This is a genomic window from Butyrivibrio sp. VCD2006 (assembly GCF_000423925.1).
Taxonomy (GTDB): Bacteria; Bacillota; Clostridia; order Lachnospirales; family Lachnospiraceae; genus Butyrivibrio.
The window spans coordinates 106,348-126,453 of record NZ_KE384106.1 but is presented as its reverse complement, the minus strand read 5'-3'; the positions used below and the strand labels follow the sequence as shown (position 1 = coordinate 126,453).

Annotated in this window: 13 protein-coding genes and 3 pseudogenes; 11 read left to right on the top strand and 5 right to left on the bottom strand. The window is 37.9% G+C overall.

Annotation, left to right across the window (positions count from 1 at the left end; genetic code table 11):
• Nucleotide 1: 1 nt before the first annotated feature.
• The 5 genes from G586_RS26395 to G586_RS25280 all read left to right on the top strand — a co-directional run bounded on the left by G586_RS26395 (nt 2) and on the right by G586_RS25280 (nt 8,714).
• The gene (locus G586_RS26395) at nt 2–850 is read left to right on the top strand and encodes an ABC transporter ATP-binding protein (protein ID WP_026528898.1); all 849 of its coding nucleotides are present in this window, start codon (nt 2–4) and stop codon (nt 848–850) included.
• Nucleotides 850–1,566, top strand: coding sequence for an ABC transporter ATP-binding protein (locus G586_RS0118475; protein ID WP_026528897.1), 717 nt, complete (start codon nt 850–852; stop codon nt 1,564–1,566). Before G586_RS26395 ends, G586_RS0118475 begins: the two co-directional genes overlap by 1 nt.
• 161 nt (nt 1,567–1,727) lie before the next feature.
• A complete protein-coding gene (locus G586_RS0118470; protein WP_026528896.1) occupies nt 1,728–4,241 on the top strand; it encodes an RICIN domain-containing protein in 2,514 nt (837 codons plus the stop codon).
• 299 nt (nt 4,242–4,540) lie between these two features.
• Complete coding sequence (locus G586_RS25285) at nt 4,541–6,160, top strand: BspA family leucine-rich repeat surface protein (RefSeq protein ID WP_051204911.1); 1,620 nt, start codon at nt 4,541–4,543, stop codon at nt 6,158–6,160.
• Nucleotides 6,161–6,284: 124 nt separating this feature from the next.
• A complete protein-coding gene (locus tag G586_RS25280) occupies nt 6,285–8,714 on the top strand; it encodes a hypothetical protein (protein WP_051204910.1) in 2,430 nt (809 codons plus the stop codon).
• Between the two features lie 180 nt (nt 8,715–8,894).
• Here the strand turns inward: G586_RS25280 and G586_RS0118455 are convergent.
• A pseudogene (locus G586_RS0118455) lies at nt 8,895–9,551 on the bottom strand (IS1634 family transposase); the annotation flags it as partial.
• A gap of 446 nt (nt 9,552–9,997) precedes the next feature.
• A pseudogene (locus G586_RS25825) lies at nt 9,998–10,710 on the bottom strand (transposase).
• Between the two features lie 168 nt (nt 10,711–10,878).
• Here G586_RS25825 and G586_RS0118440 point away from each other — a divergent pair.
• From G586_RS0118440 to G586_RS25820, 6 genes and pseudogenes are all read left to right on the top strand, one after another.
• Entirely contained in the window at nt 10,879–12,921 is a 2,043-nt protein-coding gene (locus G586_RS0118440; protein WP_026528893.1) for a methyl-accepting chemotaxis protein, read from the top strand.
• Nucleotides 12,922–13,299: 378 nt separating this feature from the next.
• Nucleotides 13,300–14,511 carry a fibronectin type III domain-containing protein gene (locus tag G586_RS0118435; protein ID WP_026528892.1) on the top strand — a complete coding sequence of 404 codons (1,212 nt, stop codon included), beginning with the start codon at nt 13,300–13,302 and terminating at the stop codon, nt 14,509–14,511.
• Between the two features lie 51 nt (nt 14,512–14,562).
• On the top strand, nt 14,563–16,701 hold the full coding sequence (locus tag G586_RS0118430; RefSeq protein WP_026528891.1) for a leucine-rich repeat domain-containing protein: 2,139 nt from the start codon (nt 14,563–14,565) through the stop codon (nt 16,699–16,701).
• A 397-nt stretch (nt 16,702–17,098) separates the two neighbouring features.
• Entirely contained in the window at nt 17,099–17,272 is a 174-nt protein-coding gene (locus G586_RS26390; RefSeq protein ID WP_155834280.1) for a hypothetical protein, read from the top strand.
• Nucleotides 17,273–17,322: 50 nt separating this feature from the next.
• Nucleotides 17,323–18,171, top strand: coding sequence for an endo alpha-1,4 polygalactosaminidase (locus tag G586_RS0118420; protein WP_196811641.1), 849 nt, complete (start codon nt 17,323–17,325; stop codon nt 18,169–18,171).
• A 118-nt stretch (nt 18,172–18,289) separates the two neighbouring features.
• Nucleotides 18,290–18,430: pseudogene (locus tag G586_RS25820) on the top strand (ATP-binding cassette domain-containing protein); the annotation flags it as partial.
• Nucleotides 18,431–18,451: 21 nt separating this feature from the next.
• Here G586_RS25820 and G586_RS0118410 read toward each other — a convergent pair.
• The 3 genes from G586_RS0118410 to G586_RS0118400 form a co-directional block, all read right to left on the bottom strand.
• Nucleotides 18,452–18,733 (bottom strand): hypothetical protein, encoded by a 282-nt coding sequence (locus G586_RS0118410; protein WP_026528889.1) that lies wholly within the window; start codon nt 18,731–18,733, stop codon nt 18,452–18,454.
• Between the two features lies 1 nt (nt 18,734).
• Entirely contained in the window at nt 18,735–19,142 is a 408-nt protein-coding gene (locus tag G586_RS26700) for a hypothetical protein (protein ID WP_196811640.1), read from the bottom strand.
• A gap of 232 nt (nt 19,143–19,374) precedes the next feature.
• The coding region (locus G586_RS0118400; protein ID WP_026528888.1) for a leucine-rich repeat protein at nt 19,375–20,106 on the bottom strand (732 nt) is incomplete at its 5' end.

Here is a 20,106-nt window from a genome sequence, read left to right as displayed (position 1 = left end):
AATGGGGAATGCTTTACGTCTTGAAAATATTACAATGCAATTTGGTGGCGTTGTATCAGTTAATAATCTGACTTTGGAAGTGCCTGAGCATAAGATTACCGCACTCATTGGTCCTAACGGTGCCGGAAAAACCACTGCTTTTAACTGTATAACAGGTGTTTACCAGCCAACAAACGGACAAATTGAGTTCATGGGACAGCCAATGGTCAGAAACCATCCCACAGGAAAAGCTGCTAAAACCTATAAAGGTGAAAATGCTGATAAGTATTTGAAGGAACCCGTGCTTGCGCCGACTCCTGATCAGATAACAGGTCTTGGTATTGCACGTACATTCCAGAATATCAGACTTTGGAAAAGTATGACTGTTTTTGATAATGTACTTATCGCAAAGCATCAGCATGCTAAGCAGAATGTATTTTCAGCTATTTTCAGAGGGAATATGGCTGAAGAAAAAAGAATGCGCGAGGAGACTATGGAACTTCTTGTGGAACAGGGACTCGATGCTTACAAGGACGAACTGGCAGTAAGTCTTCCTTATGGTCTTCAGAGACGTCTGGAGATTGCGAGAGCACTTGCTACAAATCCCAAGCTCTTACTTCTTGATGAGCCTGCTGCCGGAATGAATCCGCAGGAGACAATTGAGCTTGCTGATTTCGTAAGACAGATAAGAGATAAATATCAGCTCACTGTTTTTCTTATTGAGCATCATATGGACCTTGTCATGAATATTTCCGATTATATCTATGTAATCGACTTCGGTAGTGAGATTGCACAGGGAATACCGGAAGAGGTTCAGAAGAATCAGCGTGTTATAGAAGCATATCTTGGTGTGACGGATGGAGATCAGTAATGAGTGAAAATGTTTTACAGATAGAAAATTTACAGGTTAGTTACGGAGGAATTGAAGCCGTTCGCGGAATCAGTTTTGACGTAAAACAAGGTGAGATCGTTACCCTGATCGGAGCTAACGGTGCCGGAAAGAGTTCGACACTTAGAACAATATCCGGACTGGTTAAGCCCAAGGGTGGTAAAGTCCTTTTTGAAGGTGATGACATCACAGGAAAGGATCCTACAATGATTGTTCAAAAGGGTATCATGATGGTTCCTGAAGGACGCCGGATTTTTCCTAATCTTACCGTACTTGAAAACTTAAAAATCGGTGCTTACCTTAGAAATGATGATCTTGAGAAGGATATTGAGATGGTATTTGGATACTTCCCAAGACTTAAGGAAAGATCATGGCAGGAGGGCGGTACCCTTTCAGGAGGAGAGCAGCAGATGCTCGCAGTAGGTCGTGCCCTTATGGGAAGACCTAAGCTCCTCATGATGGATGAGCCTTCTCTTGGTCTTGCGCCTATTGTCGTTCAGGGTATATTTGAGATTATTCAGAAGATTCATGATGATGGAACTACAGTACTGCTTATTGAGCAGAATGCCAACATGGCTCTACATGTTGCTGACAGAGCTTATGTTATAGAGAATGGAAAAATCTCTCTTGAAGGCACAGGTGCAGAACTGCTTGAAAATGAGGATGTTCGAGCTGCTTATCTTGGAAGCTCTAAATAATTTAATTTTATAATTCCATGCGAGGATAAAGGCATACATCTATATTTGTAAATAACACATATATAAATGTATGCCTATATTTATAGACATTTGCGTATAAAATGGTAGAATATTTTTGGAGGAGTTTTTAATTCAGAAAAAAGTTTTTGGGAGGGTTATTTATGAAATTTCGAATTAAAAGACGATTATTTGGTTTAATGCTTGTAGTAAGCGTATTCTTTAATTTGTTTACTACAAGCATTATTTCACGTGCAGCAGGATATAATATCAATGCTGCAGTCCAGTTTGCTTACGAAACCTGGAATAATAATAGTTCATGGCAATGTGCGGAATTTGTTTCAAGGTGCTTAATTGCCGGAGGAGTAGACTTTCCGGTACAGCCCGGATGCGGCAATTTTTACAGACAGCTGCAAAAAACGGATGGATTTACTGAATATAAACTTGCAAAGAGTGGTCAACAAATCAGATCCGATGGAGCTAATGCAGGCAAAGTTGCTGTAGGTGATGTGCTTGTTCATGTTAAGCCAGGTGCAAAGCCTCTATACAAGCATGCAATGTTTGTAACAAAGGTAGAGAATGAGATAGTATATCGTACACAGCGTAATGCTAATCAGAAGGATGCTCAATGGTGTGCTTTTGATAAGGAAAGCGATGTAATCTGCTTCCATTATACCGGCAGTCCATATGTTGAACCACAGCCCGAACCACAGCCCGAACCGCAGCCTGAGCCTACACCAAGTGTACCTACAGGAAGCAGAATGGAGTCAGGCTATGACAGAACTCTTCCTGATGGGGATTATATTATTGCAAGTGCAGCAAATCAAAATTGCTATCTTGATATAGAAGGAAGCAATTCCCCTGCTGAAAACGAGGAAAATGTGCATCTTTGGAATGAGGGAAGTCTTGATCTCAACGATTATGATGTTTGGCATCTGAAATACGAGGGCGGTTTTTACACCATAACTCAGTATAATTCAATTATGGCACTGGATGTTTATTATGCCGGACTTGAAAGTGGCTCAAATGTTCAAGTGTTCAATAATTATGAAGATAACGATGCTCAGCAGTGGGCTATTTCTCCAAACGGAAGAAATGGCTACAGACTTCAGGCAAGATGCAATGGATATTCTTTAGATATTGAAAATGGCAATATTGCTTCAAATACAAATGTAAGAACCTGCGAAAACAACGACACGGATGCTCAATCTTGGGTATTTATTCCTTATAAGCCCGCACAGTTTATTGAAAATGGCAGATATGTTCTGACAAGTATGATCGACGATAGACTTGAACTGGATGTTGCAGGTGATTCAGGAGATATTCCCGATAAGACAAATGTCCGCGTATGGGATGATTCCTGCTCAAGTCAGTTTAATTCCTTTGACTTTGAAGCACTTAATAATGGTTATTATAAGATAATACATGCTGCATCCGGTAAGGTACTTGATGTTAGTGATGGACGTACATCATATAATAACAATGTTTACGTAAGCAGCTATAATGGGGCTATATCGCAGCAGTGGGCAATTGTTGAAACCGGTGGTTATGGTTTTGCGTTTATTAACAGATGTAGCGGAATGGCACTGGATGTCAAAAATTATGGTACCGCGAATGGAACTAACGTAGAGCAGTTTCCTTTTAACGCAAATCAGTATCAGACAAACCAGACATGGAAATTCCATGATGCTGAACATTTCGTTTATTATAATTTAAATGGTGGAATAAACGGTCCCGATACAGATATCAAATTCTATAAAAATGCACTTGAACTTAGTCAGGTCGCACCTTCAAGAGAAGGATATACATTTGAAGGATGGGCAACAAGTGCCGGTTCTGATACAGTTGCTTATCATCCCGGTGATGTTTATACCACTGATGCTAACATAACACTATTTGCTGTATGGAAGAGTACTGCAGCTGATAATGGTTCAGAAGATAATGGTGATTCAGGCAACACTGATAATGGCAATACTGATAACGGTAACACCAATAATGGTAATACTGATAATGGTAATACTGATAATGGCAACACTGATAACGGTAACACCGATAACGGAAATACTGAAAATGGTAACAGTGATGCTGGCAATAACAATCCCGGCAATGGCGATGCAGGTAATAGCGATTCAAACAACAGCAATCCTGGCAATAATGGCTCAGAAAACAATAATCAGCCGGTAGTTGTTACTCCTTCTGATCAGGTTGAAAACCAGAAGAGCGGATATTCAGTAGGTGATACTGTTGTTGATCCAAAATCAGATGCTTACTATATGGTTCTTCAGTCAGGAGAAAAATCAAATGCAGTTATCTATGTTAAATCAAAGAACATGGATGCAAACAACGTTATTATTCCTTCTGACATAACAGTTGATGGCACTAAATTTGTTGTTACAGAAATTGCTGCTAATGCCTTCAAGAACAATACTAATCTCAAATCAGTAATTATCGGGAAAAATATCCTGGTAATTGGTAAGAATGCATTTTCCGGATGTAAAAATCTGAAGAATATTAAGATTAAGACAACTGCGCTTTCAAAGATCACAGTTGGTAAGAATGCATTTAAGGGAATACATTCAAAAGCAAAAGTAAAAGTTCCTAAGAGCAAACTTAGGAGCTATAAGAAGGTATTGAAAGCAAGAGGCATATCTGGTAAGAAACAGAAAATCACTAAATAACTCTTTCTTAGAGCATAAGATGCAAAATGTAACAGATGCCTATGAAATACATGTAACAAGGGTATAAACGTTTGAAAAAAGGTATAAGAATGTACTTTAGGGTACATATCTTATACCTTTTTTATATTCTGATGCTTATAACAATTATTTGTGATCTTATCACTCTCATTTTAAAAATTCTACTGTAGCATGCTATTCGCTGAAAAATTGAGAAAATATTTTACCAATTTGCTATAATAGTCATTCGAGGGAACAAAACTACGTTGTAGTATGAAAAAAGCTAAAGGGGAAATCAAAAAATGAAGAAATGCTCAAAAAGAATAATACTTACTATCATGCCTCTTTTGTGCGTCCTTGTAATATTCGGATGCACATCAATTAAGTCCAAAGCAGCTGATGCACCTGGCACGCTGAAAAAAGGCCAGGAATTTTGCCAGATATTGAAACAACTATCATCAAGAGATTCTCAAGAATTTTTTGATATAAATCGTGTTTTAAAACATATTGTTTTTACTAAGCATCAGCCTACTTCAAGTCTGCCTCAAAAAGATATTGGTGTTAATGTTAAGGCTTATTATAATGCAAGCACAGGAACAGCATATATATATTGTCCTACAATGATCCTTTTTAATTCTAACAGTAGCGCTATGTTCTATAACTTTAGAAGTCTTGAGTCAATTGACTTTAGTCAGACAAGAATAGATACTAATAGTGTTATCAATATGAATATTTTATTTAATAAGTGCGAAAAACTGTCGGCTATCGATGTAAGTCAGTTTAAGACAGGGAATGTCAAAAGCATGTCAGAGACATTCGCTGATTGTTCTGCACTTGAATGCCTCAATCTATCCTCCTTTGATACTTCGAAAGTTGAGGATATGAATAATATGTTTAGAAATTGTATTAATTTGAAATCCTTAAACATTAGTAGTTTTAATACGACAAATGTAAAAGATTTCCGTGCAACATTCAGAGGATGCATATTATTAAAATCGCTGGATTTAAGCAATTTTAATACTTCAAAAACAGAGTATATGAATTATATGTTTTCCAGATGTAATAGTTTGGAAAGTTTGAATATTAGTAGTTTTGATACAACAAAGGTAGACTATATGGAGTTTATGTTTCAGGGATGTTCTTCACTTGAAATACTCAATCTAAGCTCTTTTGATCTTTCAAATTTGTCATATGATGAAAGCAGTGAGAATTTCTTTAGCGGTTGTAGCAATCTGAAGGTAATTTATTCTCCTAAAATAATAAAACGTGCATTCGCTTACGATTTTTCTTCAGGTACGGTCAATATAACCAGCCAACCTGTCGGAAAGATGGCTCTTGATGATAACAACAATGGCATACCTGATAATTCAACATTTTATGATAAACTCCCTATCGCTTCAACGAGCCATAAATATCTTCTCGTCAATAAGCTTGAAAATCCAGCCATAGTTGATACCGCTGTGTCTGAGCCTGAGCAGGAGCAGAAGCAGGGAGAAGAGGTAGTTAATAGTTTCGGTACCATTACTGTAACGATTGATGGAATCACCTACACTATTGACAACGACTACAATGCCATTGTTTTAAAAATAGGTAATATAAAGAAGGCTTCAATCAATAAGGTTACCATTAATAGTGTTACCTATCCGGTGGTAGCAATTGTTGATGGGGCGTGTGAAAATAATAAGACAATTACTACGCTTTCAATCGGACAAAATGTGAAATCTATCGGTAAAAATGCATTTAAGGGATGTAAGAAACTAAAGAAGATTACAATTAAAGCAAATAAATCCCTTAAGGTTGGAAAAAATGCATTTAAAAAAATACATAAAAAGGCTGTCATCAAGGTTAAAGGTGTAAAGGGAAATACAAAGAAAAAAATTGTAAAGGCAATAAAAAAGCAGACTAAGGCTACTGTTAAATAATATGGCTGTTTTTTTCAAGATTACAAAATATTTAGCTTTTTTTATAAGAAGTTAATTTCTCTTTTGATGAATAATACAAGATAATATATGTGTAACTATATTGTTCTTCAAGAGGGAGATAATTATGGATACAGAGAATATTCAGGCAAATGAAAATGTAACAGAAGTAGCTGGCAATGAAGAAGCAATGGATCCTTCTGTTGAGAAGCTTCTTGCTGCTATGGCCAATGCTGAGAAAGCGAGCGATGTTGATATGAGCTTGCAACAGGTTCCTGCAGATGCACCTGCTGAGGAAGCTCCGGCGGCTGATATTCCCGTACCTGAATTAACGGCCGAAGCTCCGGCTGCAGAGATTCCTATTGAAGAAATTCCTGTGCCAGAGGTTCCTGTAGAAGAGATTGCAGCACCAGTTGAAGAAGCTCCGGTTGTGGAAGTAGCTGTAGAGACACCACCAGTTGAAGAAGTTCCGGTTGCTGAAGTGCCGGTAGAAGCAGCACCTGTTGAAGAGATACCAGTTCCTGAAGTGCCGGTAGAAGCAGCTCCCGTTGAAGAGGCTCCTGTTGCTGAGGCGCCTGTAGAAGCAGCGCCAGTTGAGGAAGTTCCCATTGCTGAGGCTCCTGTCGAAGAAGCGCCAGTTGAGGAAGTTCCCATTGCTGAGGCTCCTGCCGAAGAAGCGCTTGCTGAGGAAATTCCTGCCGTAGAGATACCTGCAGAGGTAGCGCCTGTTGAAGAGATACCAGTTGCAGAAGTGCCAGTAGAGGCAGCGCCTGTTGAAGAGATACCAGTTGCAGAAGTGCCTGTAGAGGCAGCGCCTGTTGAAGAGACACCAGTTCCGGAAGTACCTGTAGAAGCAGCTCCCGTTGAGGAGGCTCCTGTTGCTGAGGCTCCTGTCGAAGAAGCAACTGCTGAGGAAATTCCTGCCGTAGAGATACCTGCAGAGGCAGCTCCCGTTGAAGAAGTTCCGGTTGCAGAAATTCCCGTAGAAGCACCTTCTGTTGAGGAGGCACCAATTCCGGAAGTACCTGTAGAAGCAGCTCCCGTTGAGGAGGCTCCTGTTGCTGAGGCTCCTGTCGAAGAAGCAACTGCTGAGGAAATTCCTGCCGTAGAGATACTTGCAGAAGAAGCGCCTGTTGAAGAGATACCAGTTCCGGAAGTAGCTGTAGAAGCAACTCCAGTTGAAGAAGTTCCGGTTGCAGAGGTTCCTGTCGAGCCTGCGCCTATTGGGGATATTCCAGTTGCTGAGGTACCTGTGGAAGCAGCACCTGCAGAAGAAGTTCCGGTTGCAGAAATTCCAGCAGAAGCAATTCCTGTTGAGGAAGCACCAGTTCCGGAAGTACCTGTAGAAGCAGCGCTAGTTGAGGAAGTTCCCATTGCTGAGGCTCCTCTCGAAGAAGCGCCTGCTGAGGAAATTCCTGCCGTAGAGATACCTGCAGAGGCAGCTCCCGTTGAAGAAGTTCCGGTTGCAGAAGTGCCTGTAGAGGCAGCTCCTGTTGAGGAAATACCAGTTGCAGAAGTGCCTGTAGATGCAGCGCCTGTTGAAGAAGTTCCAGTTGCAGAAATTCCATCAGAAGCACTTCCTGTTGAGGAAGCACCAATCCCGGAAGTATCGATCGAAGCAGCTCCCGTCGAGGAGGCACCTGTTGCTGAGGCTACTGTCGAAGAAGCGCCTGCTGAGGAAATACCAGTTGCAGAAGTGCCTGTAGATGCAGCGCCTGTTGAAGAAATACCAGTTGAAGAGATTCCTGTAGAGGCAGCTACCGTTGAGGAGATACCAGTTACAGAGATTCCTGCTGTCGAGATTCCTGTAGAAGAAGCACCTATTGAGGAAATACCAGTTGATGATATACCTACAGAGGCAGCTCCTGCAGAAGAAGTTCCCGTTGAAGAGATTCCGGTTGCAGAAGTACCTGTAGAGGAAGCACCTGCTGTAGAGATACCCGTAGAGGCAGCACCTGTTGAAGAGATCCCTGTAGAGGATATTTCCGGTGAAGCGGAGATAACGCTTCCTGAGCTTGATCTTGATATACCTGATCTCATCATTCCGGAATCTGAAATGCTAGAGAAGAGAGAAGATACTGATACTTCTGATATTTCAATTGATGAAGTTCTGGAAGAGACATCTGCTGATGAGGAGACTGAAGAGGCACAAGAAGATGTGATTTCTCTAATGGAAGATATGCCTGATTCGGATGCAGAAGATAGTGGTGAAACAAATGATATAACTATCGAAGACAGTTTTGATCAGGCTACGGAAGTTATGCTTGGCGCTGTTCAGGATATGACTTACTTCCTCAAGGCAGAAGATTTTGAATATACAGAGATCACCATTGCTGACAATCATGTATTACTTTTGCTAAAGATGGATGACGATGATGTTCTTTATATCGAATATGAGGATGATGATTTCATTTCATTCGTCTCACATTTCGAGAAAGACGGAAAGAGCGCTTATAAGGATGTTATCAATTCCTATATCAAAGACACATTAAAGCTCGGTTGCAGCTATAAAATTGTCAGAGAAAAAGGTAGCAAGACAGTAAGTCGTTACAATTGATTTTAATAAGTGACTCCCTACAAATTACACAAATTTGTAGGGAGTTTTTCTATTTGTTTATAAAATATCTTTTCTGATATAATCCTGTCTTTGACAGTTTTAATACCAACTAAAGACGCCAAAAGCCTTAATACATCAGGCTCTTGGCGTTATTTTTGTGATTCTTGATATATAGTAATATTACCTTTGCTTGCTTTGTTTTTCTATAGTTCTCATATCAGCTTTAGTAATGAATTCGTAATCGGTTCTAAAACCGCATACTTTATGAAGGGCATCAGTAAGTTTATCACGAATGTAAGTTGGCATGTATCCCTGTCCTTTAATGTCTGCAAATTTCATTGATTTCAATTTATCCAAGATTTCTTCACAGGTGTATTTGTTTTCAAGTTGCTTTTCCAATAAACGATAAACAAGTAATGACAGGAAACATATCAGGAAGTGGGCTTCTATTCTGTCATCTCTTCTGATATAGACAGGTCTTGCAGCGAAATCTGTTTTCATGATTCTGAAGCATTCCTCGATCTGCCATCGTCCCTCGCTTACTTTCAAAATATCCTTAACATCATCGTCTATAAGATCTGTACAGACAGCGTAAAGACCGTCATATCCAGCTTCTTCGGCAACCTTTGTCTCGTCAAGATAGTAATGGATATCGGCAACTTCGCCATCTTCAGTACATGCATCCTTCCATATAAAACGGGCTGGATCATTAGGGTTTTTACGATTCTTTTTTAGCTTTCCTTTGTTGATCATAGCCTCGGCACGTTGTACCTGAGCTTCCCTGATTGCCTTTTGATAAGCTGCATATTTGGGCGAATAGGTGATTATGAGTAGCTGATCGATATTTCCGCTGATATATATGATTTAGGTGTCAAACTCCCGTGCAATAAAAAACAGACGAATTTAGATTCAAAAAAGCGTTTATTTATGCAAGTTTAACAAAAGTTTAATTATTAATAAATTTATTATTTATATATATACATGTAAAATATATTTGTATATGAATCTACGTACAATAATGTTTATTAATACATTTATAGGTAATTGCGAAACTCGCTTTGCTCGTTCGCAATCTTGAATTTAAACAAAGAAGAATTCATGCAGAGCATGAATTCTTTGATGCAAAAATGTGAACTAGCAATTTTGGCGCACTTTAATAAGCATATGGCTTAATGAAGTTGGTAAGTCCTACGCGATTAGCGGTTTTACACTGCGGATATACTCATGATGTTTGATTTTGTCAGCTAGAACGACGGTGATGAGCTGAGTGATACCTGCAAGAATTAGATCAGCATGCAATGTTTTTTCATTTTGTGTGCGACGCCCTGCAAGACAGAGATTCTCTTTCATGTGATTGATATCTCTTTCAACGACGGTTCTGATTTTATAGGTGTTATCCCATTCTTCAGTACCGCGCAGTATCCCTGGATATGCACGTAGATTCTTTTCGGGATAGATATATATCATACGGCCGCAAGGAGAATTAGTGCAGGGATTTTTACATTGACACTCACGAAGAGATTTGCCAGTAGATTTATTGTAAACACGTTTGATTTTGGGACAGACAAATTTATATCTTACTAAACCATTGTTCCTTGAAGATTTGCCATCGGATTTCATTGGGAGTGAATCATCTTTAGGACAACATGGAATGCCATTTTTGCTTAAAGCGGGTTATTTTAGAGGCATCAGGAACTTTGGTAAAACCACAGAATTCACGAAGTGGCTTGGAGTATGAAAGAAACACCAGTAGAAGCTGATCTGTGGGGATGCTAAAAACGCGTTGGATGATTAAAGGCTAGAGCATGGCTTTTAATGGGTATTTACGGGATCTTCCCGTTGATGCATAGAAATGCTTTGTAAAAGAGAGCGGAATAATTTCATCAAGGTCGATATTGGTTTCTAATAGAGACAGAAACGCGGGCTTGTCATTTTCAAATTTATCCTGACAGTCTGCATAGATATCAGCCAAAGAAAGCTGTTTATATGGTATCATATATATCAGAATAACTCCTTTCTTAGTGTTGGTCAGTGGTTTCTCGTCAATTCTATTGTACCATATCTAGTGAGGGGTTATTCATTTTTTATGAAGCAAAAACGCCGTATTTATGCGGCTTTCGGCGTTTTGCAAACGCCTAAATACATTTATAAATGGAGGGTAAAAATGGGAACAGCTTCAACTATTGGAAATAATGGAAAAAACAATTCGAGTGTAAAAAAAAGTATTGGAAAAACATTATTGATGTGTTTACTGCCTGTGATTATCATTGGAGTAGTTGCAATTATTCTTATTCTATCATTCAATGCTAAAGCTACAATTGAAGATGTATCTCTTATGGATCTTCAGGCTGAAACACAGGCTAATGCTTACAATATGGGAACCGGATTCAGAATGCTGTTGGCAAAATTTGGTCAATATTGTGATACCATGGAACAGGTTCCTTTTGAAGATGAGGAAGCAATTCTAAAATATATTGAGCCCTCTACAAATTACACAATCATTAACAATACAGGAATTTACATTGGTTTTGAGGATGATACTTATGTTTTTGCCAATCATACCATACAGGCTCCTGACTGGAAGCCTACACAAAGAGATTGGTATAAACTTGCACAAGGACATGAGACATTTATTGAATCTGACCCTTATGTTGATGCATCTACCGGGCAGCTTTGTGTCTCTTTTGTAAGACAGAACAGTTTTTATAATGGAATGGAAGGAGTTTGTGCTGTTGACGTTTTCCTTGGTGATATTCAGAATGAAGCATCAAAATATACTCCCATGAAAACAGGTAATTCTATGATACTTGCCGGGGATTACATTATCAGCTATGTTAATCAGGATTTAAATGGTAAAAAAATATCTGAATCAGGAAATGCTTTTCTATCTAGCGTTAAAGCATATATTGATTCCGGTAGTACTGCGGTTACAAAAATAAAAAATCCGTTAAGCGGAATTGAATATTATGTTTGCTACTATAATATTCAGGGTACAAGTTGGAATATGGTTTCTTCTGTTCCTGTAAATGATGTTTTGGCATCATCCAACAGATTTATGATTATTGCAATGATTGCAATGATTGCATTGATTTTCATAATCACAGTTATTATTTTGATCACAATAAGCAGAGTTATTTCTAAGCCTGTTAATAGTCTTTCTAATAGTATACTTAAGATTTCATCAGGGGATTTTACTACGCAGATGCCTCAAGATAAAGGTGATGAAATTGGTCTTATCAGCAAAGAAATGGAAAATTATGTTCAAGTAATGAATGATACAATTTCTAATATACAGGGGAGAGCGGAACAACTACAATTTGACTCAAACTCTTCAAAGGATGCTTCAAGTAAGATGACTGAAGGAGCTAATGAGCAGTCTAAATCGATGGAACAAATCCAGACAACAATGGATGATATTTCAAATGCAGTAGGAGAACTTGCTAATAATGCAACTATGCTTGCACAGTCAGTTGCAGAATTAACCGATAATGGAAATAAGACAAATGAGATAATGCTAAGTCTTGTAGATCAGGCTGAAGTTGGACAGAATGATATGAGCAATGTTCAGAAGAATATGGAAGTAATAACATCTTCCATGAGTGATATGAATGATGTGGTTTCTACAGTAGGAGATTCTGCGGATAAGATTACTGAAATAGTAGGGATGATTGATTCTATTTCTGAACAGACAAACCTTCTGTCACTTAATGCAAGTATTGAAGCTGCAAGAGCCGGAGAAGCCGGAAAAGGCTTTGCTGTTGTTGCTGATGAAATCGGTAAACTTGCTCAAAACAGCCAGGAAGCTGCTAAAGAAATCAGCGATATTATCGCAGAGATCACAAATCTTATTAAAGATCTTGCCGAGAAATCTCAGGCAAATATGGAGGCTATTACCAATAGTAGCGGAGCAGTTTCAAAAGCTGGAGATAGCTTTAGCAAGATCAATCAGGAGCTCAATAGTACAGCAGACACAATGCGCAACATGATTGGAATGATGGCAAATGTAAATGACATAGCATCAAGTGTTGCTGCTATATCTGAGCAACAGTCAGCTAGTTCTGAAGAAATAACAGCTACTGTAGCCAATTTGGCAGTAAGTGCTCAGGAGATTGCTGATGAATCAAAGGGTGTTGAGAATGTTGCAAATTCTGTATCTGATTCAGCTATATCCATCAATGAGCTGCTAAACAGATTTACCATACGATAAGAAATGCAAAATTAATCGTGATTTAATAGTAATTTCACTGATAAAATCCTGTCTTTGACAGTTTTAATACCAACTAAAGACGCCAAAAGCCTTAATACATCAGGCTCTTGGCGTTATTTTTGTGATTCTTGATATATAGTAATATTATACCACAAATCACTATATATCACTATATATTAAAAATAAAATTTGACAAAAAAATACAGACCAGATGTGGTCTGCAACTATTTTTGATATGATTTAGGTGTCAAACTCCCTACAAATTACACAAATTTGTAGGGAGTTTTTCTATTTGTTTATAAAATATCTTTTCTGATATAATATCACTTCGAGAGGGGATAGCCGAAAGGCATATCATACATACGGGGAAAGAAAAAAATGAAAAAAGTTTTTGGGAAACTACTGTTGTTTATCACATCAATCATGTGTGTGATAGTCTTATTTGGATGCTCATCCATAAACTCCAGAGCTGCTGAGAAAATTCATAAGGTTACAGAGCTTAAACTGGATGGTGAAAATCTTCATTTCAAAACCGTCTCTGAAGGATACTATTTTGTTATCAGAGATGTTGTTGATAAACATGGTGTAAAGCATCAGCTTCCAAGTAACAAATTAGGGAAAATTAATGCAAATGAAGTAATTGATGACTATAATCAGTTCGCTTTTATTGGATATGATTTTCTTGGAGAAGTTCATGTTTATGTCATTGCTGGTATAAAAGATATGCAGAACTATCATGCAGACATAGATAAGTATAAAAACGATCCTGACTATTCAGTTACTGAATATACAACAACTTTGACAAGAAGAATGCCTAAGCCGGAGGAAGTTAAGGCTTCAATAGTTCATGAAAATGGTTATTCATATTGGACAATCAGCTGGAAAAATGATGGTTTTGCTCATATTACCGAATCAAAGAACAAATCATCAATAAACCAGATGCAAACACTAATGAAGGGAACAAATAATGTCAGATTCCCGCTTGATCAGACAGAGGTAAGTGTAAGGACCATTACAACTGATTTGAATACGGTAGCTAATTCAGAACCTGTACTTGTTAATATTCCTGATGAGGACGCAGGTGAGAACGAGTCAGATGATCCAGGAACCGAGGAGCCTTCTGAGCCTGAGAATCCTAGTGATCCTTCAACACCTACAGAGAATGAAACGCCTGCTCAGCAGCCTTCAACACCTGCAGGCAATGAATCTGGAGCACAGCAGTCAGCAACTGTGCAGACACCTGAAGCAACAGCTTCTGCTGAAGTGGCAGCTGATAACTCAGAGAAAATAGACTCAAGTCTTAAAACAACAAAATTCACAAAGATTAATAGTGCAAACAAGAAGGTTACACTTACCTGGAAAAAGCAGACAAAGGATATAAATGGTTATGTAATTCAGTATAGTACAGATAAATCCTTTGCATCTGATGTAAAAACAGTTAATATTAATAAGTCTAAGACTAATTCTAAAATAATAAAGAAATTAAAAGCCAAGACAAAGTATTATTTCAGAATTCGTACATTTAAAACATCTGGTTCTGAAAAAGTTTACTCTAAATGGAGTAAAGTGAAAAATATTAAGATCAAATGATTTATTGAAGAAGAGGGATAGTATAGGTTTCAGTATTGAGACTTAAACATTATGAGTATTTACGAAGGAAATGAAAGCTATATATTTATAAGCTATAGCCACAAAGACAATAAGAAGGTTATGCCTGTCATAAAAAGACTCCAAAAAGACGGGTATAGGGTGTGGTATGACGATGGTATCGAGGTGGGTTCGGAATGGCCGGAGACAGTAGCGAACCATCTGCTATCATGCGAATTGTTTCTTGTCTTTGTTTCAAATAGTTATCTTGATTCATTTAACTGTAAACGTGAGATAGATTTCTCTGTTAGCAAGAGAAAATCCACCATTGCGGTGATACTGGAAGAGACTAATATGTCTCCCGGAACTGAGATGCAGCTTTCAAGTGTTCAGTTCCTGAATAAATATCTGCTAAAAGATGAAGAATTCTATTCAAAGCTTTACCAGTCAGAACTGATTAAGCCCTGCCAAATTGAAGCCGAAGAAAACTTACCTGATGAGAAAACGGAATCAAGAAATACTACGGACAGCACTAATAGGCAAAAGAAACGCTTAAATTTTTCCAGTAAAGCTTTGGGTAGTTTTAAGACCGTAAAAACCAAAAAGCTCAATATTAAAAAATTTGCTGCTATTGCCTGCAGTATTTTATTAGTGGGAATATTATGCTATATTCTTGGCTTAAATCTTACTCATATTACCATAGCCGGAGTCAGGTATAGCACTGATGAGGAACATCTTACTATAAAGGATACAACCCTCACAACTTCCGATACAAGAAAACTCGCTAGATTTAAAAAGCTACAGCTTCTTTCGTTTGAAAATTGTGATTTCAGCGATAATAGTGAAAATGAGCTTTCTCGATTAAAATATGGTATTAAGAGTTTTCACGTAATTGACTGCAAAGGCATTGATAATTATAACTGGCTAAGCCGCATCTCAAGTGTTGAATGGCTTGAAATAAAAAATTCCGGATTTAAGGACAGTAATGTTAATGATGTATGGTTTTTCACACTTGATAAACTTATAAGCCTGGATTTGTCAAACAATAAGGAATTCACAAATCTAAGCGGAATAATGAAAGAAATAAACAGCGACCTTCAAAAAATACTTCTATCAAATACCGGAGTACATAACCTTGCGCCACTATATAAGTTTGAAAACCTTAGAATGATTGATATTTCCGGATGTGAAGTTGATTCGCTTGATCCTTTAAGAAATCTTAAAAATGTCACTTATATAGCAGCTGATGATAATAATCTGGAAAATCTTAATGGCTTAGAACAAATGACTAACCTGAAAACTCTTTCGGCATCAGGGAACAACCTTGAATCCATAGAGGCTGTTAAGGATTGTATTTATCTTGAAAGAGTGGATTTTTCAGACAATAAGATTACGGATATATCGCCTCTTGCTAAAAGTAGCATTTCATTGCAGGACCTGTTCCTAAATAATAATGGAATAAAAGACATGACACCATTAACAGGGATGTGCAGTCTTGAAGTATTGCTGATAGATGGAAATGATATTGATAATATTGATTTCCTTGATAAATGTGATGAGCTTAAAATTTTGTCCGCCAGAAAAAATAAGATAACATCCATTGACCCGATACTCAATAAAAAAAATCTGGATGCACTATATCTTTCAGACAATATGATAACGGGGGATGTGATCTTTGGTGAAAAAATGGGCATCTGGAACGACAGTATTTCTGATAATAATGTCGGAATATGGGAAATCCAATTACAACACAACATGATCGAATCACTGGAATTTAAGGGAAAAGTTCCCAATAGCCTTTCTGTTTATGACAACCCACTTGGCAGTCTTATGGGGGCTTCAAAAGTAGATGAGGCAGAAGAGGAAGATTCTGAACCGGAGATTGCATACTTTACGAATTCAGAGGGGCATACTACTATAATTGAAGATTTTGTAGAACCTCACGAAAGGAAAGGCACGATGTCAGGTCTTTACAAAGTCTACCTTTCATGGGACACTGATAAATCTGATAAGATGCTTGATATTCTGTATTCTTTAGATGAATATTCAAATGTTTATCTTTCCGGATGTCCACTGGATTACAAATCCCAGGCTGAGGAAATTATAACAGTTATTTCTTATGTAACTAACGAAAAGATGGATGAGATAATGGAATCTGACCGAACTAAAATGTTAGATAATCAGCATTTCTAATATGACTTTTTTAAAATACCTCCTTTTGGCGGAAGCGCCATATTTTACAAATGATAAAATATAACCGATTTGATGGGCCTTGTTGTCAGATTAACCTAACTGTGTAAAATGGAAATTACTAGAAAGCCTTGAAACATGGGCTTTCTTTTTTTGTACTTTTTACAGAAATAAGCGCTTAGCTTTAAAAAATCAAGCTAAAAATTGTAAAAAGCCGAAGCTATAAAGCAACATTTGTAAAAAGCCGAACTATTAAAGCTAAAGCTGTAAAAAGCCGATGCATCCCTTCGTTGACTATCGAGATATGCCGATAATGTTATAGTAATAACGTATTTATGTTAAGGAGGTGATGTCATGTATCGTTACGAAAAACCAATAGAAAGGGCACGGAGCTCAAGTTATGGCAGCAATTACTGGGTATTTTAGAGCAGAAAGATCCGCAGGAAAGTTGCTGTTTTTTCCAATCTCGAATTTGAGGTTTATAGATGCATTTCTTGCTGAAGATTTCAGAGTTTTAATGAATAGCTTATGTACATTTCAGATTATGCTTTGTAAAATAATTACGGGCAAATAATAATATATGTGAGGAGAATGAAAAGGTTTATCATGGGGAATTTAATAAGTGTGGCTAAAAGAAACTTAAGCCGAAGGGTTCTGGTGCTGACATTGTGCGTATGCTTTTTTATGGGAGTGTTTAGCATGAATGTTTGTGCCGGGAATAAATTTGCTTACGATTACGGCGTTTTTCTATCGGTAAATGCCGGAAAGAGTGCCATGAAAAAGTTTGGGGATTATAAGACAATTGTCCTCGATGTTCAGAATGGCTTTTCATCAAAAGATATTAAGAAGCTAAAGAAAAAGGGACATAAAGTCTACAGCTATATCAATGTCGGAGCTATAGAGAATTATCGGGATTATTACAGCAGATTCGAAGATATAACACTTGGTGTGTATGATAATTGGCCTGATGAAAAATGGGTCGATGTCTCAACGGAGAAATGGCAGAATTTTATCCTGAATGAGCTTTCTACGGAGATAGATGAAACCGGAGTAGATGGTTTTTTTGTAGATAATATCGATGTTTATTATCTGTATCATACTGAAAACATATATGCCGGTGTGGAAAATATTCTCAAAGGTCTTAGCAAAAAGGGAAAAGTCATAATCAATGGAGGAGATACCTTCATCACAGAATATTACGAGAAAAATGGCAACCTTAACGGGATTCTTGATGGTGTAAATCAGGAGACGGTTTTTTCAAAAATAATTGATTATGATAAGGATAAGTTTGGGAAAAACGACTCCGATGAAACGAAATATTTCAAAAAATACTTAAAGACTGTAAAACGTGCCCATAAAAAATGCTATCTGCTGGAATACACCAAGGATAAAAAATTGAGCAATAAAATAAGAGAATATTGCAAGAAAAAGCATTACAAATACTATATTTCGGGGCGTCTGGATTTGTCCTGAAACTAAAAAATGTATTTCACCTTACGAAAAGTGCAACTCACCTGAGTTGTGCTTTTTTTGTGGGGGAAATGAGGTAGTATCTATCTCGTAAGAAAGGTTTCGATGAAAGGAGTTCAAAATGCAAAACGCAATAGAAGTTAGTAAACTGCAGAAAAAATATGGTGAAATGACTGCCGTAAATAATATCTCTTTTTTCGTAAAGCAGGGTGAGCTGTTTGCCTTCATTGGAGAAAATGGTGCCGGTAAATCAACGACAATATAATTGCATTAAACCGGAATTTTATGCAATGTTATTTTCAGTTAGGTAGAGTCCCAGATTTTGCGTTAGGAAAAGCCCCGTTGTTTCAATGCCGTTATCCCTTAACATCTTCTCTATCTTACCCTGCTTTATTGGGATTGCACGGTCACGCCACCATTCTATGACATCCTTTGGGCTTGTCCTGTTTTGCAAAGGCAAAAGCACTATGTTCTCTTTTTTACCCAGCTTGATGATATTTCCGTCTTCACCTATCTGAAGTAACATTACTTCTTCATTTTTACGCATCAAAGTATACATTGCCATTTCATTCACCACCTAACAGCTCATTCTCATATTCATTTTCAAGGGACATCCATGCATAGTCAGATATGAAGCTGCTTGGCACATCTTTCTGCTCATCCAGCTTCTTAATTCTCCGGACACCTTCAATAATAAAATCTATTTCGTAGTGATCATCTTCTGATAAAAGAAGTCTTCCAGAAATGTCATACTCATCGCTGTGCACTGTCTCAATAAGAATTTCTCCCCTATCACGGTAGATAGCCTCCATGATCGCCCTGTTAACGAATTCTCCCATAGTCTCACCCATGGCCTTAGCATGGCCTTTGATATAATCCAGATTCCCTTTATCAGTACGAACCCTTATCTGATCAGTAGAATTGACGTATCTTCGTGTAGCTTCTTTCTGAGCCTTTGTATAAATTGCTCCCATGTCCGATCTCCTCTAAAAAAATAGTATAGATACACTATATATTTAGTTATAGTGTATCTATACTATTATAAAAAGTCAATTATCCATTGGGGACGAGGTTGTAGGGCCAAATAACACAGAATAATGATCCTTTAACCCCGTCCCCCAAGAGATCAAAAATTAAAGTCGTAACTGATAAAAAGCAGCAACCACAAATCAGCTGTTTATCTAATTTGTGGTTGCTCAATTCGATTTACTTCTTATTCTTTACCCATTTTATCTTCACATTCTTTGGAAGATTTGTTTTCTGAAGAAGCTTATTGTTTTTCTCAAATGTCTTTTGATTTGTTTTTATCTTGATGGTGCCATTTTTGTTCATCCCCTTTAAGGCATTTTTACCAAGCTTCTTCAGTTTACCCTTTATCGTGACATTCTTAACATTGCTGCCACCCTGCATGGCCTTGTTGTCTATTCTATTGACGTTCTTGCCAAAAACAACTTCCTTCGCTTTCTTGCAGTTCTTCATGAAGCCTTTGCGGACTCTGGTAACCTTATAGGTCTTGCCACCAGACTTGACTGTAGCAGGAACAACAATTTTCTTAATATTATTGCTGTTTACTATTTTAAGGTCAATGCTGGTCCCCTTTGCCTTCTGATATACAAACTGCTCGATGGGCTTATCCTGCTTGTCATAATGTGTAACAGTGATCGTGTTTTCTTTATTATCCTCTTTTGTAACAGACTTTGTTCCGTCCGGATTCTGCTGTACATCACCATCATTCTGCTGAATATCACCCGCATCCTTCTGAAGCTCTGCCAGGGCAGTCTCAGCATCCGTCAGCTTCTTAAGAGTATCAGCAGACACCTTCGCCTTCTGATCGTTGGTCAGGGCATTATAAGCTGTTCTCGCCGCTTCGATGGCGGCCTTGTCGCTTGTCTTTACATCTGCTGCCGCAGGCAGGGCGTTGATTGTTTCACTTACTGT